Raw genomic sequence first — 26,972 nt, 5'->3', positions numbered from 1 at the left:
CGCTTGTCACCGCTCTTCCGCCTTTGCAGCATTAGCTCGTATAGTTTCTAGCAGCGCAGCGCTCTAGCATCTAGTCTTTCCACTTGCCATCGCCTGTTATCGTTTTACCGTTCGTTATCGATCCCCCCGCTTTTAAAGCTTTAGCTTGTATAGCATCTAGCAGCGAAGCGCTCTAGCATCTAGTCTTTGTACTTCTATCGCTTGCTATCGCCTGTTATCGTTTTACCGTTCGCTACCGCTCTTTCCACCTAAACAGATGCCATTTTCCGACGTAAATACGCAATTTGCTGCATATGCGGTAAATCTTTCGGGCAAGTATCTTGGCAGCCGAGTAACGTCATGCAACCAAACACGCCATCTTGATTACCTATGACATGGTAAAAATCATCAGCGGTTCGAGTATCACGGCTGTCTAATTCAAAACGGGCAATTTTCATCATACCGACTGCGCCAACAAAAGTGTCACGCATTTGTTTAGTCGCACAAGCAGAAACACATACACCACATTCTACGCATCGCTCTAACTCATAAAGCTTGGTTGCTTCTTCCGGTGACATCGGCGTTTCGATACGATGAATATCATTATCTGCACTATTTGGATGCAACCACAACGATAAACGCTCAGATAATTCGCGCATAAATTTACCGGTATTCACAGACAGATCGCCAATTAAATCAAAGCCAGGTAATGGCATCAATTTAATATGTCCATCTGGATAATTAGCGGTTAAGGTTCGACAAGCTAACGTCGGAAAACCATTGATCACCATGGCACAACTGCCGCAAATCCCCGCACGACAAACAAAATCAAATTGTAGTGATGGGTCTTGTGTTTCACGTAGCTGATTCAACGCAATAAACACCGTCATTCCGGGTGCCTCTGTTAAGCTGTAACTCACCATTTTAGGTTTGTCGCCAGGCTCTTGCGGGTCATATCGAAAAATTGAAAAAGTTAACGTGCGTGCTTGGCTCATATTACTTTTCTCCAGACTCAGCATTGGTTTTGGCTACAGTATCAGTGAAGCGCTGATTACGTGGTTGATATTCTTCAGGTAACTCATAAGGCATTAATGCCGCTTGCTTGGCATACCTATCTGCATCGTCACCGAGTTCAGCTAAAATAGCTTCAACCTGTTGCTGACGTTTTTGGGTATCAGGATGAGCAATCGCATTATCAACACCATAACCTCGATAACCAGGCGGTAATTCCATTCGCATCACATCAAGGGCTTCATAACTCATTTCTGGTCGTAAACTATTAGCATCTGGCCAACGGGTTAATGTACGATTCAACCAGTCTTGGTCATTACGCTGTGGAAAATCTTCACGAGAATGCGCGCCCCGACTTTCGGTACGAGCAAGCGCCCCGCATGCAACGGTCACAGCCACTTTCAACATCCGTTTGACGCGTAACGCTTCAACAAGCTCAGGGTTAGCGTGACGTTTTTTGCACTTTAACCCGAGGTTTTTTGAACGTTCAAGTAATTCGGTTAATTGGTTAACAGCCAGTTCAAGTTCAGGCCCATTGCGGAAAATACCGACGTAATCCATCATAATTTTTTGCATTGCAGCTTTAAGTTTAAATGGATCTTCTGTTCCTTCGCCCTCAATAAGCTGATCAACTTCTGTTTGTAACTGCTTACCAAACTGGGCGATTAAATCGGTATCAACGACCAAACTATTTTGCTCACCAAAGTCAGCAACATACTTACCGATAATCATTCCGCCAACCACAGTTTCTGCTAGGGAGTTGCCACCGAGTCGATTAAAGCCATGCATATCCCAACAAGCAGCTTCTCCAACACTAAACAACCCTGATAATTGTGGACTTTCGCCATTGGCTTTAGTACGAATACCGCCCATAGAATAATGTTGTGTAGGCCGAACAGGGATCCAATCTTTAACCGGATCAATACCTAAAAAGTTCTCACAAATCTCTTTAACTTCACGCAAATTGGTATCAATGTGCTTTTGACCTAATAAGGTAATATCCAGCCATAAATGCGGCCCATAAGGGCTATTTACGCCTTTTCCTTTGCGCATATGCTCAGTCATTCTACGAGACACAACATCTCGCGAAGCCAGTTCTTTTTTCTCTGGTTCATAGTCGGGCATAAAGCGGTAACCGTCTTTATCACGCAGCACACCACCATCACCACGGCAACCTTCCGTCGTTAAAATACCCACTGGAACAATAGCCGTAGGATGAAACTGTACCGCTTCCATATTGCCCAGCGTCGCGACGCCAGTGTCTAGCGCCAATGCTTGACCAATCCCCTCACAAATAATGGCATTGGTCGACACCGCATAAATCCGCCCATAGCCACCTGTGGCAATAGTGGTAGATTTAGCGATGTAAGCGCGTAACTCACCCGTAATTAAACAGCGAGCGATGACACCGTGGCAACGTTCACCATCATGAATAAGCGATAATGCTTCCATCCGTTCATGCACTGGAATGCCTAACGAAATAGCCTTATTATCGACGGCATACAATAAAGAATGACCTGCACCGTCTGCGGTATAGCAAGTACGCCACTTTTTGGTACCACCAAAATCACGCGCGTTAATGAGTCCATGAGCAGCTTCTGCTTCAGTGATAGTCACTTTTTCCGCATTAACAATAACTTGTCTATCGCCTTTAGTTACTCGAGTCCAAGGAACGCCCCACTGAGCTAACTCTCTTACCGCTTTGGGTGCACAGTGAGCAAACATTCGAGCAACATCTTGATCGCAGCCCCAATCGGAACCTTTTACCGTATCTTGAAAATGGATGTCTTCATCATCACCTTCACCTTTTATGGTATTGGCTAAACTGGCTTGCATGCCACCTTGGGCAGCGACAGAGTGCGATCTTTTAGCGGGAACAAGCGATAACACCAAGGTATCGAGGCCACGTTCTTTTGAGGCTATCGCGACTCTTAACCCTGCCAGTCCAGCGCCTACTACCAAGGTGTCGGTATAAATAATTTTCATTTTAATTCCTTATAACATCGACACATATGGCACCACAGGTAACGCCAAAGAACGGCCAATAAAAATATACGTCAGCAAACTCGCTACTCCTAGCACCATTAAATACGCTAACAGCACCTTAGCAAATTTGAGCATGGCAAAGCGTTGCTCAACCAAGCCCCATTTCACCACTACTCGATATAAACCAAATACGGCATGCACTGCTACAACAGGTAATAGCAGGATATATAAAACCCAAGCATTGAGGTGGTACACACGCTCGGCCGAAAGATGTGGGCCTATTTCAGGATTGGTTATCATGGTGAATAAGTGCGTTGGCACGAGGAAGAACAATAAAAAACCAGTGATCATTTGCCAAAACCAGATTTTGGTATCTTCATGAGGTAAAAAACGCATTTGATTTCGTAAGGCGCGCCATTGGCCTAATTGAGTCGGAAAACGCCGTAATGCAAATACCGCATGGATCAGCACAATCAATAACATAAAGCAGGAAAAAATTTTTGTTACCAGAGGATAGCCATGGCCAGTTTCACTGAATATGCCGCCTTCTAGAAACTGCGCTACTTGGTAGAAGGCTTCTTTGCCAAACAAAATACTCGACTCAAAATGCAAATGCATCACTAGAAAAAGTCCCAGTATTACACCGGACAAACTTTGTAGTTTATCCGCTCGAGCAGCCCAAAGAGGGTGAGCAAAACCTTTGTCGGTATTTACCGCACTGTCGACTTTCGTTTGCAAAGAATTCGCAGCCATAAAGCATCATATCCTGTTAAGCACAATAACAAGTATTGACCATATCAAGAGTTTTTGAATAGCGGCAATGAACAATGATCAAACCGTGATAGTGTTCACCTATTATTAAGCGGGAGTTAGAAGCATGTCACACAAACTAGCAAATAAAAACTTAAACAATACTGATAGTTAACTAAATATCGAAACGAGTATTCGGTAGATAAAACAATCTAACGTGTATCTAAAAAGGTGTCGTTACGCTAATAATTACGGGCAATATTGACGTAACTTATCGCGTAATAGCAACATGACCTGAGTGATATTTTCGCGACCAGGACAGATCAAATTTAACGCAACTGACTCACCAACACATTCAGTAAGTTTCGGGACTAACTTACCTGTTTTCTTATCATCAGCAATATCCTGGGCGATTTTTAATATAAACGTGACCGAAAATGGTCCATCTTCATCTAGTAAACAACCAATAAACTCTCACCTAAACGAGCATCTTAAAATAACTTGGGTATAATAAGCGCCAATTTGATATTACTTTTACCACAGTTAGGAAAATCCCATGGCTTGGATCCAATTACGCATTCACACTCATCGCGATAACGCCGACTTGCTTGGCGACTTATTAATGGATCACGGTTCACTTTCCATCACCTACGAAGATGGCCAAGACGAGCCTATTTTCGAACCTAAGTTAGGTGAAACACCGCTGTGGCAAGATACCGTAATGATTGCATTGTTTGATGCAGGTACTAACTTAGCACCCACAATCGAATTTTTAGAATCGATGCCATTTTTAGGCAAAGGCTTTAATCATAAAATTGAACAAGTCGAAGATAAAGACTGGATCCGCGAATGGATGGACAGCTTTCACCCAATCCAATTTGGTACACGTTTATGGATTTGCCCTAGCTGGCGTGAAATTCCTGATCCGACTGCGGTTAACGTCATTCTCGATCCAGGTTTAGCCTTTGGTACAGGTACTCACCCTACCACCGCCTTATGTTTAGAATGGTTAGACAGCCTAGATTTATCAAACCAAGAAGTCATCGATTTTGGTTGTGGATCGGGTATTTTGGCTATTGCCGCAATCAAACTCGGCGCCAAGAAAGTAACAGGTGTTGATATTGACTATCAGGCTATTGACGCTTCAAAAGCCAATGCTGAACGTAACGACGTAGTGGATAAATTGGCCTTATATTTACCAGAAGATCAACCAGCCAACTTACAAGCAGACGTATTAGTCGCCAATATTCTTGCCGGTCCGTTAAAAGAGCTAGCGCCGCTGATAGCTGAAAAAGTCAAAATTGGTGGCAAACTGGCGCTATCGGGTTTATTGCAAGAACAAGCACAAGAAGTATCCGACTTCTACAGCCAATGGTTCATCATGGATCCAGTATGTAACAAAGAAGACTGGAGTCGCTTAACAGGAATACGTAAGTAGCCTGCCCACAAGCCTAAAACGCACTCAATTATGGGCTATATTATGAACGAATTGCGTGCGTAAATTCTCGTTTACAGGTTGTTAACATCAATAATTGACACTGGTATATATGAAAACGTCTCTCTGCAACACGCACCAGTGCTCAAAAATGGCCGAAAAACGCCAATTATTAGTCAAAGATGTGACGGCTAATAAAAGTCAAGCAAAAAAGTTGCATTTAGGTCATTTATTGACCTTTTCACGGCCGTAAAAAAGGGCTACTATAGCGCCCCTTTGGAGAGCAAGGTGAAGTCCGAAATGCAAATTGGCCCGTATCAACTGTCTAATCAGCTGATTGTGGCACCAATGGCAGGTGTCACCGATCAGGCCTTCCGAAATCTCTGTTTACGCTATGGCGCAGCTTTAGCCGTATCAGAAATGCTTTCATCGAATCCCGACGTTTGGGACAGCGACAAAAGCCGCCAGCGCATGATGCATTCTGGTGAAGAAGGAATACGCTCCGTACAAATAGCAGGTGCAGATCCTGATTTAATGGCCAATGCCGCTAAGTTCAACGTTGAACAAGGTGCACACATCATTGATATCAATATGGGCTGTCCAGCAAAGAAAGTGAATAAAAAATTTGCTGGTTCTGCGTTAATGCAAAGCCCCAGCTTAGTAAAAGAGATTTTACAAGCCGTGGTTGCTGCAGTAGACGTGCCAGTAACGTTAAAGATACGCACGGGTTGGGAGCCTGAACATCGTAATGGTGTTGAAATAGCCCAAATTGCTGAAGATTGTGGCATTGTCTCGCTCGCCGTTCACGGCCGAACCAGACAATGCATGTACAAAGGCTTTGCCGAGTACGACACCATAAAAGCAATTAAACAGAATGTCTCAATTCCTGTTGTCGCTAACGGGGACATCGACACACCAGAAAAAGCCAAGTTTGTACTTGACTACACTGGCGCCGATGCCCTGATGATTGGAAGAGGTGCACAAGGACGGCCTTGGATTTTTAAAGAAATCCTACATTATCTGGAAACAGGTAAAAAGTTAGCGCCAATTAAGGCAGAAGAGCAACGCAGTGTGATGCTTGAACACCTTAAGAAACTTTATGACTTATATGGCGAATACAAAGGTGTCCGATTTGCTAGAAAGCATGTCGGGTGGTACCTAAACCATGAGGAACAGCGCCAATTTCGTGCTGACTTCAATCGGCTTGAAACCGCTGCCCAGCAACATTCCCTCGTAGAATGTTATTTTGATGAATTAGTTTAGAATTTAATAAAGAGCAGAATAGAATGTTTGATCAGACAACTAACACAGAAGTTCACCAGCTTACCGTAGGCAAAATCGAAACAGCAAACGGCACTATCAAGCCGCAGTTATTACGTGACGCAGTAAAACGTGCCGTGACTAACTTCTTCTCTCAGTTAGACGGTCAGGAAGCTTCTGAAGTATATGAAATGGTATTGTGCGAAGTTGAAGCACCTTTACTAGACATCATCATGCAACACACTCGTGGCAACCAAACGCGCGCTGCTAATATGTTAGGTATCAACCGTGGTACTTTACGTAAAAAATTAAAGAAATACGGCATGAACTAAGACCTAGCGTCTAAGTGATTGCAATGAAACGGGCTTATCAGCAATGATAAGCCCGTTTTGTTTTATCAGTTACACTCGTAGTAACACATCACTTATCAGCAAGTGTTATATACGAGTAGAAACAGTCATCCATTTCTAATAACTACTGCACCTGTTGCGGAGAGATTTTGGCTTTATCAATGGTATTGCTACAACTAGGCACGCGGTTACCTCGATAATTTTTACAGCCCCAAAAAGCACCTCTAGCACTTTCTCTTAAGTTCATATCACCGCCACAGACGTTACATATCGGCGCCATATGGCCACAACTGTCATTGAGGCATACCTTGAAACCGATAAAACGTTTGCGTGTCATCGGACTGCCGCATTCGTCACAGCCTGCTTCTTTGTGATCGCATAATGGAAAGTGTGAGCAAGAAAAGAATGATGTGAACTTGCCCACTCGTGGTTTCAATATCCCAGTGGTACATCGGACACAATTAATTTGTTCGAACAAGGATTGCACTAAAGACGTACTAAATTCTTGTTGTTCAACGGCATAATCTTGTTGGATCAGTTCCACAATAAATGGGCTCACATTGGTCATATCGGCGATAACGTAAACTCGGTGCTTTGCACGAGTTAGCGCGACATAAAATAAACGCCGTTCTTCTGCAAACTCAAAATTTTCAGCTTTAGGTAAAAATGCATCAAGTAAAGGTGGCGTTATTTTTTTCGACGGAAATCCATGTATGTCTTGGGTCATTCCCATAATCACCACATAGTCGGCCTCTTTACCTTTGGAAGCATGAAACGATAAACACTCAATCACGAACATCGGGTATTTAGCCGTTAACTGACGCAACATGTCTTTATCTGGCAACTGAAACCAGAAACGGGCCAGCAAATATACTGTCGGTTTAGCTTTAAGCTTATCACCAGCTTGAGTAACGCGGACGGCCAGAGCATTTAAGGCTTGCTCTAATGCGTTGTTACTCAGCTCATCTTTAGTTGCGCCCTCATTGGTACCACGACGAAGTATTGATACTGCAGGCTTGGCAACTTGTACTAATGAATGGATATCTTTGTTGAGTTGATGCGGGTTTTTACTCACAAAAGCGCTAGCCACTTCACCGATACGGTTATTAAATCTAAAAGTAAGATCCAAATGCGTTTCGCTGGCATGGCCAAAATAACGTTTAAATTGAGTCGTTAAACGGACATCTGCACCACTAAAGCGATAAATAGCCTGCCAATCGTCGCCAACACAAAATAATGAAGTATCGCTGTTACCTTTTTTCGTGCGCGAATCTCGCAAGGCTCGCACTAAACGCGCTCTGGGTTCTGAAATATCTTGAAACTCATCGACCATGATATATCGCCATGGGCTGACATATTGACCACTTTGCAGGTATGCGAGCGCTTTGGCTATCATGTCCTCAAAGTCGATATCACCGTGAGCTGATAAGTACTGTTGGTACTGCTGTAAAATGGGTTCGAGTAATTCAAATGCTTTACGCGTTTGGGCCGCATCAGCAGCATTGGCAAATACCTTTTCCAGCCCAGCCTCGTCAATACAAGCTGCTTTGTATAAGCCAATGAGCTGACTAAACAATTTTGCCAGCTCAGTCACTCGCCCAAGCTCATAAAGAGTTGCCAATATCGCGTCATCGGGTAAAGGTGAGTAGTTAACTTTAAATACCGTTAAAGCTTGCTCAAGCTTGTTGATTAACTGACTTTTCTTGTGCTGATAATAAAACAATTCGATGCAGTTGGTTTGGCGCTGATGATGTAACTGCCGTTTCCATTCCATTGATGCTAAATAGGCAGTTTGATCGATATAAGGAGCCGTATTATTGGCTTCATCAATGCCATAATATTCAATATAAACCTCATATTCAGGTAGATAAAAATCAGCTTGATACTGGCGAAAATCAACCGTGCTGACATCAAATTCATACTTAGCTTCATATTGATACTCTATGCCATTGGTAAACAGCCAATTGGCGATATACAACTCACCAAAACTTTTGACCCTCTCACCTTTCAATGAGCGAATGTCGTTATCATTTAAATATTCAAAATACTCACCTTGTGTTGAAAATTCGAATGGGCTTTTCTCAACGTAATAATAACGGCTAAAATAGTCGAAAAGTTGTTTACGATAAGCCTCATTGTCAATCAAAGCTTCTAATCTATCGTGCACCCATTTGTCTTTGGCGGGTTCATCATTTACCCACGCTGATAAGCTTGGTTTTACACCTTCAACATCGGCAATAATTTTCAGGCCTAAACTGTGAAAAGTACTGGCCTTAATATCATCACTGCCCAGTTTGTGTTTAATTCGCAGATCCATTTCTTTAGCGGCTTTTTTGCCATAAGCCAGTAATAGAATGTCATTAGCTTGAGCTTGACCACTATTTAGTAAATAGCCTGCACGGCCTACCATTACACTGGTTTTCCCCGTGCCAGCGCCCGCGAGCAGTAGATTATTATCATCATCGATAATACATGCTCGGCGCTGCTTATCGGTTAATGGCTGTGACTCCACATGATCAAAAAAGTCTGCAAATGCGAGTAACTGCGATTGAATATAGCCTTCACGTAGGCGATCTATATCCGCTTTATTCCAGTGGTAAAAACCGTGTAGTTGAATTAATGCGGTACGTATATTGGCGGGTAACTCGACCCCTTCACTCCAGGGAAACCAGCGAAAATACTCACGCTCGATTCTAGCGCGCATTTTTTCTAGTAATGACTGGCGTAAATACCGGCTTGATATGGCTTTTTCAACTCGTAATATCAAATCGCACAGCGATTTTTGATGAGATAAAGCCCAGAGTATTTCGACCTGTTGCTTAAAATGAGATTTAGCCAAATAACTTAAAAATGGAATTTGATAATGAGCACCAGCTGCCTTAAAACTCAGTAAGTTACCGAGTAAACTGGCACTAAATAGTGGCGGATGATCTAATTGCTGCCATGATAATTGCCCCATAATAAGCGGTTTATTGGTATGCCGAAATCTTGCTAAAAATCGGCCTTGGCTAGGCATAAAAGTCATACCCTCTTGCGTCAATTTGATCGCATTTACGTCACGCTGATACAAATGCCCAAACCAACTATGAGGGATAAAGTTAACTGAATTTTCTAATGACAAAGTAAAACCTACGACTCAATGGTTTCAGGGGTAACCGGCTTATATTTAAGATAACTATATCGTAATTAAGCATTCATTACGGACAATACTGGGTGTGCGAATGACTCAATGGGCTTTCGCGCTGATACCAATGATAATTGATTTACATTAACCATAAAAGTAAACATATACACAGCATTTAACATACTGAGCATGACATTTGTCCGCGGCTCAATCGCTAGTTCTGCCGACGAATCCCAGCGGGCGACAAAACCACTATTTATTTTCAAGCAACAACGCTAAACGATGGTTATATTTCAGTAGAGATGTCTATCTAAGCATCATTTAGTCTTTTTACATCAATAAAGATAAAAATAAAATAACAATATTAAACAATTACTTATTGATTTCATATTCACCTCGCAAGACAATAATGCCAATTAAGAAAAAATAAATGGAATAGAATCGACGACCGCCTCGTTATCACAGTGTCAATCACGACATTACGAGGGAATTAAAAATGAAAACATTACTTAAACCAACGATTATTGCTCTTGCTTGTTTCTCAACCATGGCAATAAGTGCCGAAATGTCAGCATCGACAACCGTATCAGCCCAAGCTGATGTTCAATTAAGCCAAAACCAACAGAATAGCCCAAATGCTAACGCTGAAACACAAAGCAATAATGAGCCAACAATGGCCTCACGCGAGCCGACCAACAGCGCCTCAGATCAAACGGCTTCAAATGAAGCAGAGTCAGGCGGCTCGAGTGACTCCACGCAAACTTCATCAACTGAAATGGCAGCCACAACTGACAACCAAGTTGCGATAACCATACCCACAACAGAAATGCTCACTACGGTAACGTCAGCACTTGATACATCAATCACCAACGCTGACTCAGCAACAACACTTGCTAATAACCAATTAGCCAACACCACAACTGTTGGTGCTGGCATAGCTAATAGCCTGATTAATAACGCCTCGACGGCTGCGCAATTGGTGTCAACTCAAGTAATAGCATCTGGTTCTGCCGGATTATCTGCAGCAACAGAGTTATCGGTTAATCAAGCAGAGACATCACTCAACACCGTAGCAGCGACAGTAAACGCAGCACAACTTGGTGCGAACACCGCCGCAGAAGAGATTCAATCACGTATGAGTGCCGATACACTGTTTGCCACTAGCACAGCAGTATCTGATTCAGTAAGCGCGGCAGTTTCTGGGACAACATCATCGGCCATCAATGCCGCAGCAACCAGCGCAGTGCAACAACAGTTACAGGCAAGTGCAAGTGAACTCATGCAGCAGAACACTCGCGAACAAGTGACGCAAGCGGTGAGCCAAACAGTGAATGCAGAAGTCACTAACACCATTCAAAATACCATTCGCTTATCAAGCGGTCTTTAAGTCGAATACTCCATATGCCGGCAATACTGCCGGCCTATCTTTATTGTTAGGAGTCCTTATGATGACTTTACACTCTCGCGTTACCTGTACATTATTTCTGCTGGCTTGCGCTCATATGGGAGTAGCGGCAGAAACCCTATCCGTTAACGGTAAGCTAAAAGCAGGTATGGAATACCAGTCTAACGTCAACATCAGTGAACTTGAACAAGCCAGTGGTGAGTCGGATACGGCGACGGTTTTAGAGGGAGAAATCAATGCAGCTTGGCAAGTTAGCGACAATTTCCGCCTAGACAGTGGCTATAGTATTAATGACAAACGCTATCGAAATGCCAGTGCTTATGACAGTCGCTTACAGCTGGCTTTTATCGATGTGAGCTATGCCTTTGATAATCTAAAACTGGGCAGCAGTGTCTATCTGGCTCAAGCTGATTTAGATGGCAGCGATTTTTTAGCGCTCAACCAATTTAGCGTGTATGCCATGCATAATCTTAGCGACAGCTGGTTCATTCGTCCCAGCGTAGTGTATGCCGACAAAGATTTTGCTCAGTTTGAATCGCGTGATGCTAGCAATAAAAGTGCTAATATCGATTCATTTTGGTTTTTTCAACAGGGCCAACGCTTTATCTCATTAGGCGCAACTTATGAGGATGAAGATACACTTGATAAAGCCTTTAGCTATCGCGCTAAAAGTATGAATATCCGCTTGTCTAATCAATTTGATTTATGGCACGTTGTACAAAAAATTCAACTAGGAATGAAATTAACTCAAAGAGATTATGCTTTGGCCATTGACGATAATAAACGTAACGATATACATCAACACATTGATGCTAAGTGGGAGTTAAATATTAATTCCACTTTTGCGCTGCTGACATCCGTTGAATATGGTGACTATCAGTCAATCTTGACCAGTGCGGATTATGATGAAACACGAGCAGGACTGATGTTACAAGCCAGTTTTTAAGGGCGTGTTACTACCCCATAACCAAATTGTGGATCTTTACCTGGTGCGCCTAAATCAATCACCTGCTGCTGTAATTGCAGCAACACCTGCTCCAATAGCAGCTCTGGTGTTGCAGTCAGCATACAGGCCACTTTGGCCGATACAACGGGCGTGGCCATTGAAGTGCCACTTTCAATACCCACGCTTCCATCTGCTCGGGTAGTCAACACCTTTACTCCTTGCGCCGCAAAATCAATGTAATCCCCCTGATTAGCCCAACGATATAATCCCAGCTGTTTATCTACCGCAGTGACGGCAATAACGTCTGAATATGCAGCTGGATATAATGGCTTAGCGGCTGGCCCACCGTTACCTGCTGCAGCCACTAAAATGGTCTTTGTTTCAGCTAAACGAGATACAACTTCATGTAATATTGGATTATCTGGTCCAGTCAAACTCATATTGATCACCCGCACCTGTTGACCTACTAACCAATTTAACGCCTGCAAGATACTGTCGAGTGTAGCCCCTTGTTGATACGCATTTTGGGCATAAAAGGCTCCTGCGCTGTATAAGGTTAATGACGGTAACAACGGCTTAAGTTGATCATTGTTACCCGCTAATACGCCTGCCACTGCGGTTCCGTGACTATATGAAGATGGGATGTCATCAGTAAGAAAATTTTGTTGGATCAATACTAAGCGATCTTCGGCTATATGCAGCGCTTTATGCCGGGGCACAATCGCGGTATCTATCATGCCTAATCTTATCGGTCTATCACACATCGCTGTCGTTTCACTTGAAACCACTTGCTGCACTGCCGTTATCTGATCCGTTGTCGCTCTGTCTGCTTGGATAGCAGTTTCAGTACTCGCCTGCGCATCCGTAACTGTGCTTGCTTGATTAGCCGCTTGCGACTGGTATATATAATTTCGGCTTAAATAAGGTGCCAGTAGTGTAGGTAAGGTATTGCGTAATGCATCTACGCTATCAAGCTCGATCGGTACTTGTATTTTAACCAACTGTAAGCCTAACATTGCCAGTTCAGTGCGGCTTTGCACATACATTTCCAGCTCAGGAATCGTCGTTAACAGCTGTTGCCATTGTGCTATGGATATTAACAATAGCCATTCACGCTCAACGGCGCGTAAACCATGTTCAACTTCAATATCGTTCCATACAGGCTGACCTGCGCTATTTAGCACAGGCACTACAGCAGGCAACTGTAATAAGGGGTCTAACAATGTCGCCTTTAGCGCTAATGTTTGCTGTAATTGCTGCTCCAGCAAACGTTGTTGCTTCAGTGCTTGTAAGCGCTCGGCGCTTCGGCTTACGCTTTGATCGAGTTTATCTATCACTGCAGCAGGAAGTGCTGGCACAGACAATAATTGCCCGTAAGACACTAAAGGTATGAGGGTTAAACTCAGTAATGCGAGTGAATATGCTGTCATTGTTCTCATTGATTTATCTACCTGCGCTAATAGTGTGTAAGATAAAAACGTCTGACAACAAAAAAAATTCCCTCCATGTTGGAATAACTTTGCCCATTGAACCGTTATCAGGGTAAAGAGGAGTATACCCTAAATATGAAACCCGAATTAATCCTACTACTACCAGCATTAAGACGCTTTGCCTACTCATTAACGGGCTCAATGCATGATGCCGATGACTTGGTGCAAAATACCTTATTACGGATACTTAAATCGCCGCCACCGGAAGATGTTCTGTTAGCTAAATGGGCCTTTAAGATATGTCGAAATCAATGGATTGATGATTATCGCTCACAAAAAGTACGCACCTTAGCCACCAGTAAACCAGAACTGCAGGCAGAAAATTACACCGACGGTGAAGCGGACATCATTAACGATATCACCTTAGGTGAGGTGAATAGCGCGATGAACAATTTGTCTGATGATCAGCGTGAAGTATTATCGTTAATTGCTGTACAAGGCATGAGCTACAGCGAAGCGGCTGAGATACTCGCCATTCCAACAGGAACAATCATGAGCCGCCTAGCAAGAGCTCGATCCAACATGGTCAGCTTTTTTAAACAACCTAACGGGAGCATGGCATGAACCTCAGCGATGAAACCTTATCAGCCTTTTTAGATGCAGAACTACCAGAGCAAGACATGGAGCAAGTCAGGCAAGCGATTGCCGATAATGAAGCGGTTGCCGAACGTTTAGCAGAACTGGCAATGGTTGATCCTATGGTACAAACATTCTATCAAGCCATTGACCAACAGCCCGTTCCAAAAGCCATTAGCACACTACTTGAAACGCCTAGTGCACCGTTTGAAGAGCCTAGCGCTACAGAGAGTAACATTGTAGCCTTTCCTTGGTGGCGCCAAGCACAGCAACAGGTGCAACAATATGCTGCAGCAGTTGCGGTTATCGCGCTAATAGCGGGTTATGGCGTGTATCAACTAGACACGCCACTACAGACCAATACCACAACGGCAGGCATAGACCCAACCATAACAGAACAACTAACGCATTTGCCAAGCGGTGTTATTGCATTGTTAGATGATGACAGCATCATGTCTATTCAACTCAGTTTTTATAATCAACAGGGAGATTTTTGTCGCCAGTATGGTTTGCAAGACCTAAGCCTGCGTAGCGAAAATATTGCCTGTCAGCAGCAGGGGCAATGGCAACAAGTCGCTAATATTGAATATACTATTAGCCAAGATCAGCAAGCTGAATACCAAACGGCTAGCGGCGGTTCTGCACTTGATAGCTTACTCGACAATATTATGGTTGGCGCGCCATTAACAACAGCACAAGAACAGCAAATACTTAGCAAGTTAACAGACTAATTCGCTATGAATTTTTACCTAAAAGGTTATGGACATGTATAAACTTGGCGCCATTGTCGCGGTATTACTCGTTACGCTAGTGGGCGGTTGTGTAAATACAACACCTAGAGTCAAATATACTCAAGCAGATGGCTATCGCTATATTGAGCATAAAATAACTGACAATTATTTTATGCTCAATATTATCAGTAAAAATAAAACCAATATCGATGCTTACGCATTAACACAAGCATCAATGTTAACTGAGCAACAAGGTTACGATTGGTTTATTATTGTCGAACAAAGCGGGCTAATAACCACGCCATCGCGCGTTGAAAAGGTCATCGAAATACGCATGGGCACAGGAGTAAAACCATAAATTGGTTTACACTCTATTGCTATCCATAAAGCACATAAAGGATTTCACACACAATGTCTCGCCTAATCGAGCAACTCTCTTTGCGCATTCGTATCTCCGTTAAACGACCAAAATCGACTAACCACAATATCGCTATGATTAACTCAACATTGGGTAGGTTAGCAGGATCATTAATAGGATTAATAGTTGTTGCTACACCAGCTTATGCAGCAGCAACCGATATAACACCATTGCCACAAGCGGTAACCAACAACGCAATAGCGTTGGTGCAAAGCGATAAACACACTTACTTGTTGAGCTTTATGGGGCTAGGTAAAGCTAAAGATTATCAAGCTGTACATAACAAGGCATGGGCACTAAATTTAAACACCCCTAATGCCCAATGGCAAACTATTAAGCCGGTACCTCATATTGCGCCTTTAGCGGGCAGGCTGGCATCGATTGCGATTGGCATTAACGATAAGGCGTATGTGTTTGGCGGTTATACCGTGGCCGACAATCATGACGAAATTAGCACAATTGATAATTACCAATACTCGATTAAGACCAATCAATATACTCGTATTGCCGACATGCCAGTGGCTGTTGATGACACCACTGCAGTAGCATATCAACAGCGTTACATCTATTTATTTGGCGGCTGGCACAACGACGGCAACGTCAATTTAGTCCAAGTGTATGACACCCAGACCAACACTTGGGCTCAAGCGAGCCCAATACCAGCACCGGCTGTATTTGGTCAAGCAGTAGGAATGGTAGGCCATCAGCTGGTGTTATGCGACGGCGTAAAAGTACAAGCTAATATCAACGCGCGCCGCAGTTACCAAGCATCACCCGTGTGTTTGTATGGTGAGGTCAATCCAGATAATCATTTGCGAATTGATTGGCAATTACTGCCGCATTACTCTGTCGCGGCTAATATCAACGTAAGTAAATCTACAATAACTGAATCAAACGTCAGCCCATCAATAGCAAACACAGCTGAATCAAACACAGCCAAACCAAACGCAGCTGCTACTGCACATTACCGCATGGCAGCTACCGGGATTAAAACAACAACTGGTGGCCAAATTGTATTTTTAGGCGGAAGTGATAATCCGTACAACTATTCAGGTATTGGTTATAACGGTGAACCTAGCGAACCAAACGCCTATGGTTATCGATTCGACCTAGCTACTAAGCAATGGCTCACACTGCAGACACTATCGCAGCCAAGCATGGATCACCGAGGGTTAGTGTGTTGGCAAGGTAGCTTATTAAGAGTCGGCGGTATGCTACAGCAACAAAAAGTCAGTTCAAAAGTACTGCTAAGCACTTTGGCGCAAGGCGAGTCTTGTACTCAATAACGTATCAATTTTCAATTAATGTGTGAGTTAGCTAACAGATTAGTGGTGAATAAATTGAGCATTGTTAAAGATGCACATAAAATACATGTAAATTGTGTGCACCTTTGGAATTGCCATGTTAACCGAACAAGCAGCACCCGCATTACAGCACTTATCATTAATTGATTTGATAGATCATATTGAAGCGACGCATCATCAATACATTCGTGAAACCGCCCCATTATTAGTGGAATACACAGATAAAATGGTTCGCGCACATGGTGATGATCACAGCGAAATAAAGCCTCTGGCACATGCGGTTAATGAGTTAATTGCCGAATTAATGCCGCATTTAATGAAAGAAGAACGCATTTTATTTCCGGCGATTAAATCGATCAGCTTAGGCAAAACTGTTGATGGATGCTTTGGTCATATTAGTAATCCTATCAACATGATGTTGCATGAACACGATAACGCAGACCACATGTTGCAAACCATTCGAAACTTAACCAATAACTACACGCCACCTGCAGGTGTTTGCCATACGTGGCAAGCGTGTTATCGCACCTTGGCTGAATTTGATGCCGATTTGCAAATCCATATAGAGATTGAAAACACTTTATTATTCCCAAAAGCTTTAGCACTATAATCCTCCTAGGTTCCCCATTTTGAAGCAACTTCGAGATCATCCTTACGGATTTGCTTCCTTTTTTTTGCGAAACTTCATACAGTACATAATGAGTTTACCGTACTTCAATATGGAGCCTAAATGTCACCTCATCATTACCCAACCTTTGCCCTAGACGACATAGCAAACTTACATGAATCTGCCCAAGTTGAATTTAAGTTAGCAGGTGGAAGAGATGGTAATGGAATGTTGCCCGAAGGCATGTGGGAAAGCTATAGTGCTTTTGCCAACACCTTAGGCGGGGAAATTATTTTAGGGGTAAAAGAACAGCAAGGTGAGTTTACGATTGAGGGCATTATTAATCCGATGCCAATGCTCAGTGAAGTTTGGGCCATTTTACATGACCCGAAAAAAATCAGTCACAATATTTTAGCGCCTACCGACGTACAAATAATCGAAATTATGGCTAAAAAGCTGATCAGAATTCATGTGCCCTGCGTGGATGTAAAACTCCGACCTATTTATGTTGGCACCGATCCTTACAGTGGTACCTATTTTCGAGTTGGCGATGCCGATATGCATGCTAGCCGTGAGCAAGTTGAACAAATGAGCCTAAAAGCCGGAATCGATCTCAAGCTAAAGCAACTGAAGCAGTAAATCCAATTGGTTAATCTCGATATGCGGTAATACCGGTTGCGCCTTTTTATGCCGTTGCTGCATACAGGGGTTTAGCCACACACTTTGACACCCCGCCATTTTCGCTCCAGCGATATCAGACAACGGATGATCGCCCACATGCAATAACGCCGACGGCTTAATATCTAATTGACGACAAGCAAGGCTAAACATGTCGGCGGCAGGTTTCATTTTAACCCCATGGCCAGGATGTAGCACAAACTGCATCACCTTACCTAACCCAATGCGCTGGGTGTCGACATTACCATTAGTGATGCCGATTAGTCGGTACCGTTGGCTTAGGCGTTCTAGTAATCCCAGCACGTTATCATCAATAGTAAAATCACTGCGATGATGATGAAAACATGTCATGCCATCTTGTGCACCTTGGCTGGCTTCAGTCTCACTATAACCAAAGTGCAAAAGACCTTGATGCAACATGGCATAGCGTGCTGCACTGGTATCATGAGCTAACTCTGGGTGTAGTTTGAACAGTTCATGTTTGAGTTGCTGCCATTGAGCGGTATCCCATGCAGTGGTGGCAGGATAGGCTTGATTAATTAACGAGAACAGCTGCTCACTGGCATGTATTACATAAGGAAGATTATTGTAAAGTGTATCGTCTAAATCAAAACTAATCGCGCTAAAAGGTTGTAGGCGCTGATATTGAATCATCGAAGCTTTAGGCAATTGCAAAGTCATTATTTCCCCCTGTCTTTTTTCGCTCTTGGATGCGCGTTATCGTACACTTTAGCAAGGTGTTGAAAATCTAAACTGGTGTAAATTTGTGTAGTCGATAAGTTCGCATGACCAAGTAATTCTTGTACTGCACGTAAATCTTGGCTTGATTCAAGCATATGGGTTGCAAACGAATGACGCAACTTATGTGGGTGAACTTTTACCGCCATGGCCTGTTCTTGGCCCCACTTAGCCATGCGCGCTTGAATACTGCGATGTGACAATCGTTTACCTTGGCTGCTAACAAATAACGCATCACCAGCTTCTGCACAAGGTAACTGGTTACGGCAATCCAACCACGTTTTGATCGCGGTTAATGCCACTTGGCCAATGGGCACAACACGCTGTTTACTGCCCTTACCCATCACTTTAACTTCGCTTTGATCAAACTTAATGTCAACGCAATCTAAGCTGGCTAACTCCGCTAAACGTAAGCCACTTGAATAAAATAATTCCATAATGGCTTTATCACGCAAGCTCAAAGGATCATCACCTTCTATGGACAATAAATGGCTGACAGCATCCACATCCATATTTTTCGGTAAGGGTTTATTTTGTTTAGGTGCGCTTAACGTCTGTGCCGGGTTTACGGTGACAGCATCTTCGCGCAGCAAAAAATCAAAAAATTGTTTTAAGGCAGATAAACACAAAGATAATGAACGGGGACTCAGCCCTTTACGGTGTAATGTAGCCAGTACTGCTTGCAGCTGATCACGGCTAACGTCAATCAGCTGAGTTGATTCAGCTAACATGTCTTCGACACGACGTAATTCAAACAGGTAGTTGCGTACGGTATAAGCAGAGAGCTGTCTTTCTGAAGACAAATGTTGGCTAAATATCGCTTGCCAGTCAGTTGGCTTCATCAAGATACTCCCAGATTGTAACGACTAAGACCGTCGTCATTTGAGCCTATTTCATCGCTCAAGAATACTCGTTTAAAACAGCTACAAACGATTGACGTAATCCGTGTATTCTCAACAATACTCTTAGCTTAACGATTACATTTTCGGCAACATATGATCTAATAAACGACGCAACTGACTGAATAACAATGAGTCCATATCAGGATGGAAATGCGTTGGGTCTTTACTGGCTATAGCAAATATCACTTGGCCATTTTCATCAGATAATTTAGTTAATGCCACAGAACCAACTTCACTACCAAACAAACGTTTAGATTCTGATTGAGTTAACCGGCCAAAATAATAACCGCTTTGAACCCGATGACGCCAAATTTTAGCTAATTCGCTGTCGATATCGTGCACAGTAATTAATCTGACATGACTAAAGCCAAACTCGTTTTTTAATCCTTCTGACAACACTAAACGCAGCTCACCCAAATCTTGGCTCGCAAGCATTTTAAACGACAACTCAGTATTATATTTGAATATTCTCTCATTATGAGTGGCGATATTCATTAACGAGGTAATTTCTTCTTCTAGCTGGCTAACACGTTGACGCAACAATTCTTGTCGACGTTCAACTAATGATACCGCGCCACGTTCCGCATGCGGTACACGCATGGCCACTAATAACTCAGGATAACGATTAAAAAAGTCAGGATTATCCAATAAGTATTCGCGGATCAACATTTCATCAAACGGAGCTTGTTGTAGGCTAGCCATCATGTCGATGCCAAGATCTTGTCCAATTGAATTAATATCTTTTGCTTGTTCGCTGCTAACCGTATTGTCAGAGGCCACATTAGTCACACTGGCTTTTGAGGTAATGTCACTCATAGTTGTATTTGTCCATCATATACATGTTCTGCCGGTCCGGTCATCCATAACGGCTTACCCTCGCCTTCCCAATTTATGATTAAGCTGCCACCTGGTAAATCGACTCTCACCTGTTTATCGAGCTTATCTTGCAATTGCCCAACCGCTGCCGCGGCACATGCACCTGTACCGCATGCTAAGGTTTCTGCGGCGCCGCGCTCATACACACGTAACTTAATGTGCCCAGGATTAATCACTTGCATAAAGCCAACATTCACGCCTTTAGGAAAGCGCTCATGACGAGTCAAGCTACTGCCAATTTCATCTACGTTAACGGCTTGTACGTCTTCCACTTCAATCACACAATGTGGATTACCCATTGAAATTGCACCGCATAAATAAGTTTGCATCGGCGTTTGCAATAAATAGGTTTTTTCGCTTTTTTTAGCTTTAAATGGAATTTGGCTTGGCTCGATAACGGGAACGCCCATATTAACGGTCACGTTACCATCGCGCTCAATGCGTAAAGTTATTTTACCCGAATTAGTGCTCACGCGAATTTTATTCTTTTGCGTTAAACCTTTATTTCGAACAAAACGAGCAAAACAGCGAGCACCATTGCCACACTGTTCAACTTCACTGCCATCGGCATTAAAAATACGATAATGGAAATCTAAATCTGGATCATAAGGCGGCTCAACCAACAAAAGTTGATCAAAACCAATCCCAAAATTCCGATCGGCAAGACGGCGAATTTGTTCAGGCGAAAAAAACACATTTTGTGTTACGCCATCAACGACCATAAAGTCATTACCCAGTCCGTGCATCTTAGTGAAATGGATCACAAAAGTTTCCTTATAAAACGTTATGCCGCTAGCTTACTGCCTATGGCAATAAATGTTCGCCTTGCCAAAGTTGCTCTAGCGTTTCACGCTGACGAACAACAAAATCATTACCACCATCAACCATAATTTCAGCCACTCTTGGGCGAGAATTATAATTTGAGGCCATCGCAAAACCGTAAGCGCCACTTGAGCGTATCGCTAATAAGTCGCCTGATTTAACCGCTAACTGTCTGTCTTTACCCAGAAAGTCACCCGTTTCGCATACTGGACCTACAATATCATAAGCAAAGGTTGGCGCATCATTTTGTTGTACCGGAATAATATTTTGCCATGCGCTATACAGCGATGGGCGAATAAGATCATTCATTGCACCATCAACAATGGCAAAACGCTTATCACTATTTTCTTTCAGATAAAGCACTTGAGTGACGAAAATCCCTGCATTGGCAGCAATGGCACGACCTGGTTCAAAAATTAACTTCAATTTACGGCCATTTAAGCGATCAAGTAATGCTGCAGCATATACGTCTGGATGTGGCGGAGTTTCATTGTTATATGTTACCCCTAAGCCGCCACCCACATCAAAATGTTCAATTTGAATGCCTAACTCGCCTAAGCGATCGATCAATGCAAGCATGCGGTCCATAGCATCTAAAAATGGCTTTATTTCGGTGAGCTGTGAACCAATATGGCAATCCACACCTTTAACATGTAAATGGACTAATTCTGCTGCACGGGCAAACACCACTTCGGCTTCTTCCATGGCAATGCCAAATTTATTTTCTTTAAGACCTGTTGAAATATATGGATGCGTACCGGCATCAACATCTGGATTAATGCGCAATGAAACTGGTGCCACTTTACCCAAGCGCCTCGCGACGTCATTAAGTTGTTCAAGTTCGGCACTCGACTCGACATTAAAACAGTAAATGCCAATATTCAGAGCTTGCTCCATTTCGGCAACGGTTTTACCCACACCAGAGAAAACCACTTTTTTAGGATCGCCGCCAGCTTGCAGCACACGCGAGAGTTCACCGCCAGAGACAATATCAAAACCACTGCCTAAGCGAGCCAATACATTTAATACCGCAAGGTTTGAATTCGCCTTCACTGCATAACAAATAAGATGCGGATGGTCAGCAACGGCATTATTAAAAGCATGCCAATGGCGCTCTAATGTGGCACGAGAATAAATGTACAACGGCGTACCGTGAGTGTTGGCCAGTTTTGCTACATCGCAGTCTTCTGCGAATAGTGAATTATTTTGATATGAAAAGTAATCCAAAATGCGGTCCCTTATAAATGCTATTCTTGTTGTGAAGTTGAAGGTTGAGAGTCGAGTTCCTCAGTTTGCTTTAGCACATCAGTGCTAGCAGGTTTTGGGGCGACTTTATTGGCCACCGGCTCGGGAGTTTTGTATAAAACGCCTTTTTGACCACATGCGGTTACGAATAGGCTAGCAAGCATAATAAATAAAAGCAGTCTCATTTTTTTCAACATCTGTGCATCTAGTGAATAATGGTCTTATAATCGCATTCATAACGCAGAAAGCAAAGGATAGAAATACATGGCTATTACAGATACTGAGTTTCATCGATTAGCCGATGAAATGTTTGGCGAAATAGAGAACGCGGTAGAAAAAGCGATTGACGAGCAAGATGCCGATGTTGATATCAACGCCAGTGGCAATGTTTTACAGCTGGCTTTTGAAGACAGTTCGCAAATCGTCATCAATAAACAAGAGCCTCTTCATGAAATTTGGCTGGCGACAAAATCAGGTGGTTATCACTTTAATTACAAAGATGGTAAATGGTTAGATACCCGTAATGGCTTGGAATTTATGTCTTTTGTGATTGATGCCATCAATAAACAAAGTGGCATTTTGCTCGAGATAAACGCATAAACCTCGTAAGAACTTAGTGTGTGATAGCACTAAGTGAGTCATTTAATTGTCATTGAGATTGGGCTTTTGCTTAAAATGCTGAGCCCATCTCATCTACTGACAAACCAAAAGGTATTACCGTTAACTTGCCTTCAATATCCACAAGCTGAAAAAACTGCGGCATATTAAACACAGGGGATCGTTGCTTTTGCTCGTCGAATACATACAAATGACTTTCTTTGGCAACAAAATCATTAATACTAGTGTGTTGGTATTGTAAATGCTCAAGCTGATTATGCTCGTCTGCAATGAACACATCGAGCGTTTGAAGACGTTCGCGTAAAAAATACTGCTTCGCCCCCATGGCGATGAACTTTTGGATCACCGATGGCGCATTCAAATGGGAATGGTCAGCTAAATCAGCATACGGCAACACAGACGAATTAAGATTTTCTGTACCTGTTGTGGAATCAATTTTACGATACATCATACCTAATGAATTGAAATGCATACTATAATGTTGATCGCCTATCGTTATCGGATGCATCAATGTATTTGTCTGATTGACCTTTTTCATTAAACCATAACAACGTAACAGTAAGGTTTTCAGTTGATTAAAAATCGGTTGTTTTAATTTTGCCGAGCAGCTAATAATTGATAAATCAACTTGCTCATTTGAACGTTTTAGTCCCAAAATAATAAATGAAATCGCTTCAAGCAATGCGGTTTTCCCATTAAAACGATGACTCTGCCACTCACCCCAACTGTTTAAACAAACAACCGCCACCGATGACAACATACTGATTTTTGTCTGGCCGAAGGATAGAATATTGGCATTAACATGTTCCAACATCAGTTCTTGTTCATTCAATTGAGTGGTCGGATCTTTATCCATATTGGTAATCAACACAATTTTTTTATAGCACCATGGTTCGCATAAATCACGTTTATAAACCGTTGGTACATTGTGCATAACAGGGATAAGTTTACGCGTTAGGTAACTTAATTTATCTGTCCGCCTTTTACCTCGTCCAACTTGAAACCATTTAGTCTCTACCGTTGCGAGTCCATTCAACACTGACCAGGCAACTAAACTGCATATATTATCCGCATCGTGAATAGGATGATTATCGAACTCATTTCCTTGATTGTGCACAACAGCTTGAGACGGATCCTGTTCAATATAAGCTTGACGATATAGATAAAAACGTGATGCTTGCTTGCAATGAAAGATAGTCAACGATTTTTCAGCAGTCGATAAACTCCACAAGCGGTTCAGAGGCTGTAATAAATGTTCATCCTCACTAAAATAAGTGTGTAATTTACGCGCCAACAAGCCTAATTCTTCAACCCGCATACGTTCGCTTAGCGTTTGTTTTGAAGCAAATTTTAATAGATTCTTATAACTGACTAATAACAGTTCACTAAGTTGCTGATTGAACCATTTTAACTGACCTGCATGCCAATGAGGGCTATTATCCAATGTGGCCACCAACTCATGACTCCATGTCCACTGCTTAACCAGAGAGCTAATTTTTTCTACCCGCCAGTCCGCTGCACTATGAGGTGATAAACACGATAACGTGACACCAGATTTTAAGTAAAAACAACGCCTGACAATTTCTAAACGATTGTCATCACCTTGAGCAATCAAGTAGGCTTCAATACGCTGATAAAGCAGTAAGTAAGCATCGTTAACAACACTAAAATCTTGTTGTTCACAATATTGCCAAAGTTGTTGGGTAATCAGTGTTGTATGGGGGTATTCCGAGGCATAAGTTTCCAGCAACAACACTTTTAATAATGCTTTATGAGGCTTATTAAGCCCCTTATACAGTTGCCATAATGAGGCGCCAAAATATTCTGCCGCTGGCAAAGAATTGATATCGCCAAGATAAAGTAAATTGGCATCAGACTCTGTATTTTGACTGTCGGCATCGGGCCACCAAGCAACAACTTTACCTGTGAGCCGAATGTGAGAACGGTAAAACTCTTCTAATAATAGCCAGTGCTGACTACTGCCACTATGCTCTAATCCTACTGGCTGACAATTATCAAATGCGCTGCATTCTCTAAATTGCATCGGATGCACCAGATAAAAGTTCACTTCAAACTCAAAACCTGCAAACCAGTCACTGATGAGTTTATTCTTATATTCAATTAATTTAAGCTGCTCTTGAGTCAATTGACTATTGTAAACCAACCATATATCGACATCACTTTGGGGGTTCTGCCCAAAACTAGCGGTGCTTCCCATGGCATATACGCCTTCAAAAACACAATCACTTGTCTGGTTCGTCTCAGGAATAGATAAAGATAAGAAATCACATGCTGAAATTATCGCATCTGATAAAATAAAACCGTGGACACCACACGGTGTGTCAGGATCAATAATACCGGGAACATCAATTTGATTATGGTGTATTAGGAAGGGAATAAGATGAAATAAATGTTGCTGCAAATTAGTAAGTACATTAAGTGCTCGAGCTAATCTGGTGCAATTTAGTTTTTCAGCTAAATCCTTTTGATAATGTGCCGTTTTATCGGTCAAGGCTGACTTCCTTTTTCTTTCTCTAATGCAACTATCTGGTAACTACTCATTATAAAAGACTAACCGTTAATGGCCATTATTGCCAATCAAGATCACACTTTTGCTTAAATAGTGATCGTCGCAACATTTGTTTTTGTTTAACTCGTCACTAACAAACAATAGTAATCAAAAATAAGCCCTACACACTTCAAACAATTACCATCGATTTGTTACATCAAAGCTTGAGCGATGATAGCATTACCTTAATGAGGCTATCTGATGGATCTACTACCATGTCTGAAAATATAATTCGTATCGCAACACGTAAAAGTCCACTTGCAATGTGGCAAGCTGAATTTGTTAAAGCTGAGCTTGAGCGTATTCACCCTGGACTAACCGTTGAGTTATTACCAATGAGTACTAAAGGTGATGTCATTTTAGATACTCCTTTAGCTAAAATCGGTGGCAAAGGCCTGTTTGTTAAAGAGCTGGAAGTTGCCATGCTTGAAAATCGTGCCGATATTGCAGTGCACTCCATGAAAGACTTACCGGTAGAGTTTCCAGAAGGTTTAGGTTTACAAGTTATATGTGAACGTGAAGACCCGCGTGATGCATTTGTGTCTAACAGTTATAAATCTATCAGCGAATTGCCACAAGGCGCGGTGGTAGGTACATCCAGTTTACGCCGTCAGTGCCAAATTAGAGCTGCTCGTCCTGATTTAGTTATCAAAGATTTACGCGGAAATGTCGGCACCCGTTTAGCCAAGCTAGACAGCGGTGATTATGATGCAATTATTCTAGCAGCCGCCGGATTAATTCGTTTAAAGCTAAAGGAACGTATCGCTAACTTTATTTCTGCCGAAGAATCACTGCCTGCTAATGGCCAAGGTGCCGTAGGAATTGAGTGCCGTACTGATGATGTGCGCGTTAAAACGTTATTAGCACCACTTGAACATTTAGAAACCCGTTATAGAGTACTTGCTGAGCGAGCAATGAATACTCGTTTAGAAGGCGGATGCCAAGTCCCTATCGGTGCTTTTGCTGAAATAAACGGTGATAACTTAACTCTACGAGGTTTAGTTGGTAATCCTGATGGCAGCCAAATAATTGTAGGTACTGTCTCCGGCTCTAAAACCGATGCGGTTGCACTTGGGGAGTCACTTGCAGAGGATTTACTGAGTCGCGGTGCTAAAACTATTTTAGATGCCGTGTATGCCAGTTAATCTTGTG

24 protein-coding genes and 1 pseudogene are annotated in these 26,972 nt (G+C 42.6%); 13 read left to right on the top strand and 12 right to left on the bottom strand.

Going from position 1 to position 26,972, the window contains the following annotated elements; all coding sequences use genetic code 11:
- Window positions 1-248 precede the first annotated feature (248 nt).
- Genes GUY17_RS02545 through GUY17_RS02535 form a run of 3 tightly spaced genes read right to left on the bottom strand, consistent with a single transcriptional unit; the run spans window position 249 to window position 3,729 of the window.
- Window positions 249-974: a fumarate reductase iron-sulfur subunit gene (locus tag GUY17_RS02545; protein WP_101086264.1), complete on the bottom strand. Its 726-nt coding sequence runs from the start codon at window positions 972-974 to the stop codon at window positions 249-251.
- 1 nt (window position 975) lies between these two features.
- A complete protein-coding gene (locus tag GUY17_RS02540; RefSeq protein WP_162022209.1) occupies window positions 976-2,976 on the bottom strand; it encodes a fumarate reductase flavoprotein subunit in 2,001 nt (666 codons plus the stop codon).
- Window positions 2,977-2,985: 9 nt separating this feature from the next.
- Complete coding sequence (locus GUY17_RS02535; RefSeq protein ID WP_162022208.1) at window positions 2,986-3,729, bottom strand: fumarate reductase cytochrome b subunit; 744 nt, start codon at window positions 3,727-3,729, stop codon at window positions 2,986-2,988.
- Window positions 3,730-4,282: 553 nt separating this feature from the next.
- Between GUY17_RS02535 and prmA the strand changes: the two genes are divergently transcribed.
- From prmA to fis, 3 genes are all read left to right on the top strand, one after another.
- Entirely contained in the window at window positions 4,283-5,164 is an 882-nt protein-coding gene (prmA, locus tag GUY17_RS02530) for a 50S ribosomal protein L11 methyltransferase (protein WP_162022207.1), read from the top strand.
- 297 nt (window positions 5,165-5,461) lie between these two features.
- Entirely contained in the window at window positions 5,462-6,424 is a 963-nt protein-coding gene (gene dusB, locus GUY17_RS02525) for a tRNA dihydrouridine synthase DusB (protein ID WP_011635943.1), read from the top strand.
- A 23-nt stretch (window positions 6,425-6,447) separates the two neighbouring features.
- The gene (gene fis, locus GUY17_RS02520) at window positions 6,448-6,753 is read left to right on the top strand and encodes a DNA-binding transcriptional regulator Fis (RefSeq protein ID WP_011635942.1); all 306 of its coding nucleotides are present in this window, start codon (window positions 6,448-6,450) and stop codon (window positions 6,751-6,753) included.
- A gap of 142 nt (window positions 6,754-6,895) precedes the next feature.
- On the opposite strand, the gene GUY17_RS02515 is transcribed toward fis, so the two are convergent.
- Complete coding sequence (locus tag GUY17_RS02515; protein ID WP_162022206.1) at window positions 6,896-9,892, bottom strand: UvrD-helicase domain-containing protein; 2,997 nt, start codon at window positions 9,890-9,892, stop codon at window positions 6,896-6,898.
- Between the two features lie 499 nt (window positions 9,893-10,391).
- Between GUY17_RS02515 and GUY17_RS02510 the strand changes: the two genes are divergently transcribed.
- Both GUY17_RS02510 and GUY17_RS02505 read left to right on the top strand, forming a co-directional pair.
- The gene (locus GUY17_RS02510) at window positions 10,392-11,282 is read left to right on the top strand and encodes a hypothetical protein (protein ID WP_162022205.1); all 891 of its coding nucleotides are present in this window, start codon (window positions 10,392-10,394) and stop codon (window positions 11,280-11,282) included.
- Window positions 11,283-11,340: 58 nt separating this feature from the next.
- Complete coding sequence (locus tag GUY17_RS02505; RefSeq protein WP_162022204.1) at window positions 11,341-12,246, top strand: surface lipoprotein assembly modifier; 906 nt, start codon at window positions 11,341-11,343, stop codon at window positions 12,244-12,246.
- Here the strand turns inward: GUY17_RS02505 and GUY17_RS02500 are convergent.
- The gene (locus tag GUY17_RS02500) at window positions 12,243-13,676 is read right to left on the bottom strand and encodes a S8 family serine peptidase (protein WP_162022203.1); all 1,434 of its coding nucleotides are present in this window, start codon (window positions 13,674-13,676) and stop codon (window positions 12,243-12,245) included. The two genes, GUY17_RS02505 and GUY17_RS02500, sit on opposite strands and share 4 nt — an antisense overlap.
- A 135-nt stretch (window positions 13,677-13,811) precedes the next feature.
- On the opposite strand from GUY17_RS02500, the gene GUY17_RS02495 reads away from it, so the two are divergent.
- The 6 genes and pseudogenes from GUY17_RS02495 to GUY17_RS02470 all read left to right on the top strand — a co-directional run bounded on the left by GUY17_RS02495 (window position 13,812) and on the right by GUY17_RS02470 (window position 18,011).
- On the top strand, window positions 13,812-14,300 hold the full coding sequence (locus GUY17_RS02495; RefSeq protein ID WP_101086273.1) for an RNA polymerase sigma factor: 489 nt from the start codon (window positions 13,812-13,814) through the stop codon (window positions 14,298-14,300).
- Window positions 14,297-15,043, top strand: a complete 747-nt coding sequence (locus GUY17_RS02490) for an anti-sigma factor (RefSeq protein ID WP_162022202.1) — start codon at window positions 14,297-14,299, stop codon at window positions 15,041-15,043. The genes GUY17_RS02495 and GUY17_RS02490 overlap by 4 nt, the downstream gene beginning before the upstream one ends.
- A 34-nt stretch (window positions 15,044-15,077) precedes the next feature.
- On the top strand, window positions 15,078-15,401 hold the full coding sequence (locus tag GUY17_RS02485) for a hypothetical protein (RefSeq protein ID WP_162022201.1): 324 nt from the start codon (window positions 15,078-15,080) through the stop codon (window positions 15,399-15,401).
- A gap of 53 nt (window positions 15,402-15,454) precedes the next feature.
- Entirely contained in the window at window positions 15,455-16,747 is a 1,293-nt protein-coding gene (locus GUY17_RS02480; protein WP_254439855.1) for a kelch repeat-containing protein, read from the top strand.
- A gap of 166 nt (window positions 16,748-16,913) precedes the next feature.
- A pseudogene (locus GUY17_RS02475) lies at window positions 16,914-17,375 on the top strand (hemerythrin domain-containing protein); the annotation flags it as partial.
- Window positions 17,376-17,495: 120 nt separating this feature from the next.
- Complete coding sequence (locus tag GUY17_RS02470; protein ID WP_162022199.1) at window positions 17,496-18,011, top strand: helix-turn-helix domain-containing protein; 516 nt, start codon at window positions 17,496-17,498, stop codon at window positions 18,009-18,011.
- Here GUY17_RS02470 and GUY17_RS02465 read toward each other — a convergent pair.
- The 6 genes from GUY17_RS02465 to GUY17_RS21160 all read right to left on the bottom strand — a co-directional run bounded on the left by GUY17_RS02465 (window position 17,991) and on the right by GUY17_RS21160 (window position 22,818).
- Complete coding sequence (locus GUY17_RS02465; RefSeq protein WP_162022198.1) at window positions 17,991-18,731, bottom strand: HAD-IA family hydrolase; 741 nt, start codon at window positions 18,729-18,731, stop codon at window positions 17,991-17,993. The genes GUY17_RS02470 and GUY17_RS02465 overlap by 21 nt on opposite strands.
- Window positions 18,731-19,630 carry a tyrosine recombinase XerC gene (gene xerC / locus GUY17_RS02460; protein WP_162022197.1) on the bottom strand — a complete coding sequence of 300 codons (900 nt, stop codon included), beginning with the start codon at window positions 19,628-19,630 and terminating at the stop codon, window positions 18,731-18,733. The genes GUY17_RS02465 and xerC overlap by 1 nt, the downstream gene beginning before the upstream one ends.
- 135 nt (window positions 19,631-19,765) lie before the next feature.
- The gene (locus GUY17_RS02455) at window positions 19,766-20,392 is read right to left on the bottom strand and encodes a DUF484 family protein (protein WP_174839667.1); all 627 of its coding nucleotides are present in this window, start codon (window positions 20,390-20,392) and stop codon (window positions 19,766-19,768) included.
- A 110-nt stretch (window positions 20,393-20,502) separates the two neighbouring features.
- Window positions 20,503-21,330: a diaminopimelate epimerase gene (gene dapF, locus GUY17_RS02450; protein ID WP_059747101.1), complete on the bottom strand. Its 828-nt coding sequence runs from the start codon at window positions 21,328-21,330 to the stop codon at window positions 20,503-20,505.
- Between the two features lie 40 nt (window positions 21,331-21,370).
- Entirely contained in the window at window positions 21,371-22,615 is a 1,245-nt protein-coding gene (lysA, locus tag GUY17_RS02445; protein ID WP_162022196.1) for a diaminopimelate decarboxylase, read from the bottom strand.
- A gap of 20 nt (window positions 22,616-22,635) precedes the next feature.
- Window positions 22,636-22,818, bottom strand: coding sequence for a lipoprotein (locus GUY17_RS21160; protein WP_302476621.1), 183 nt, complete (start codon window positions 22,816-22,818; stop codon window positions 22,636-22,638).
- 79 nt (window positions 22,819-22,897) lie between these two features.
- Here GUY17_RS21160 and cyaY point away from each other — a divergent pair, with 79 nt between their 5' ends.
- Complete coding sequence (gene cyaY / locus GUY17_RS02440) at window positions 22,898-23,233, top strand: iron donor protein CyaY (RefSeq protein ID WP_101086282.1); 336 nt, start codon at window positions 22,898-22,900, stop codon at window positions 23,231-23,233.
- A 70-nt stretch (window positions 23,234-23,303) separates the two neighbouring features.
- Here the strand turns inward: cyaY and GUY17_RS02435 are convergent, their stop codons facing one another.
- Window positions 23,304-25,763, bottom strand: coding sequence for a class I adenylate cyclase (locus GUY17_RS02435; protein WP_162022195.1), 2,460 nt, complete (start codon window positions 25,761-25,763; stop codon window positions 23,304-23,306).
- 272 nt (window positions 25,764-26,035) lie between these two features.
- Here GUY17_RS02435 and hemC point away from each other — a divergent pair, with 272 nt between their 5' ends.
- On the top strand, window positions 26,036-26,965 hold the full coding sequence (gene hemC, locus GUY17_RS02430) for a hydroxymethylbilane synthase (RefSeq protein ID WP_162022194.1): 930 nt from the start codon (window positions 26,036-26,038) through the stop codon (window positions 26,963-26,965).
- Window positions 26,966-26,972: the final 7 nt, after the last annotated feature.

Source organism: Shewanella sp. Arc9-LZ (genome assembly GCF_010092445.1).
Taxonomy (GTDB): domain Bacteria; phylum Pseudomonadota; class Gammaproteobacteria; order Enterobacterales; family Shewanellaceae; genus Shewanella.
The sequence above is the reverse complement of the archived record's forward strand: the minus strand, read 5'-3'. Positions and strand labels throughout refer to the sequence as shown.

What these genes read in the sequence shown, in the direction of transcription:
- GUY17_RS02545 (WP_101086264.1), bottom strand. Translation starts at nt 974, where the DNA reads ATGAGCCAAGCACGCACGTTAACTTTTTCAATTTTTCGATATGACCCG.
- GUY17_RS02540 (WP_162022209.1), bottom strand. Translation starts at nt 2,976, where the DNA reads ATGAAAATTATTTATACCGACACCTTGGTAGTAGGCGCTGGACTGGCA.
- GUY17_RS02535 (WP_162022208.1), bottom strand. Translation starts at nt 3,729, where the DNA reads ATGGCTGCGAATTCTTTGCAAACGAAAGTCGACAGTGCGGTAAATACC.
- prmA (WP_162022207.1), top strand. Translation starts at nt 4,283, where the DNA reads ATGGCTTGGATCCAATTACGCATTCACACTCATCGCGATAACGCCGAC.
- dusB (WP_011635943.1), top strand. Translation starts at nt 5,462, where the DNA reads ATGCAAATTGGCCCGTATCAACTGTCTAATCAGCTGATTGTGGCACCA.
- fis (WP_011635942.1), top strand. Translation starts at nt 6,448, where the DNA reads ATGTTTGATCAGACAACTAACACAGAAGTTCACCAGCTTACCGTAGGC.
- GUY17_RS02510 (WP_162022205.1), top strand. Translation starts at nt 10,392, where the DNA reads ATGAAAACATTACTTAAACCAACGATTATTGCTCTTGCTTGTTTCTCA.
- GUY17_RS02505 (WP_162022204.1), top strand. Translation starts at nt 11,341, where the DNA reads ATGATGACTTTACACTCTCGCGTTACCTGTACATTATTTCTGCTGGCT.
- GUY17_RS02500 (WP_162022203.1), bottom strand. Translation starts at nt 13,676, where the DNA reads ATGACAGCATATTCACTCGCATTACTGAGTTTAACCCTCATACCTTTA.
- GUY17_RS02495 (WP_101086273.1), top strand. Translation starts at nt 13,812, where the DNA reads ATGAAACCCGAATTAATCCTACTACTACCAGCATTAAGACGCTTTGCC.
- GUY17_RS02490 (WP_162022202.1), top strand. Translation starts at nt 14,297, where the DNA reads ATGAACCTCAGCGATGAAACCTTATCAGCCTTTTTAGATGCAGAACTA.
- GUY17_RS02485 (WP_162022201.1), top strand. Translation starts at nt 15,078, where the DNA reads ATGTATAAACTTGGCGCCATTGTCGCGGTATTACTCGTTACGCTAGTG.
- GUY17_RS02480 (WP_254439855.1), top strand. Translation starts at nt 15,455, where the DNA reads ATGTCTCGCCTAATCGAGCAACTCTCTTTGCGCATTCGTATCTCCGTT.
- GUY17_RS02470 (WP_162022199.1), top strand. Translation starts at nt 17,496, where the DNA reads ATGTCACCTCATCATTACCCAACCTTTGCCCTAGACGACATAGCAAAC.
- GUY17_RS02465 (WP_162022198.1), bottom strand. Translation starts at nt 18,731, where the DNA reads ATGACTTTGCAATTGCCTAAAGCTTCGATGATTCAATATCAGCGCCTA.
- xerC (WP_162022197.1), bottom strand. Translation starts at nt 19,630, where the DNA reads ATGAAGCCAACTGACTGGCAAGCGATATTTAGCCAACATTTGTCTTCA.
- GUY17_RS02455 (WP_174839667.1), bottom strand. Translation starts at nt 20,392, where the DNA reads ATGGCTAGCCTACAACAAGCTCCGTTTGATGAAATGTTGATCCGCGAA.
- GUY17_RS21160 (WP_302476621.1), bottom strand. Translation starts at nt 22,818, where the DNA reads ATGAGACTGCTTTTATTTATTATGCTTGCTAGCCTATTCGTAACCGCA.
- cyaY (WP_101086282.1), top strand. Translation starts at nt 22,898, where the DNA reads ATGGCTATTACAGATACTGAGTTTCATCGATTAGCCGATGAAATGTTT.
- hemC (WP_162022194.1), top strand. Translation starts at nt 26,036, where the DNA reads ATGTCTGAAAATATAATTCGTATCGCAACACGTAAAAGTCCACTTGCA.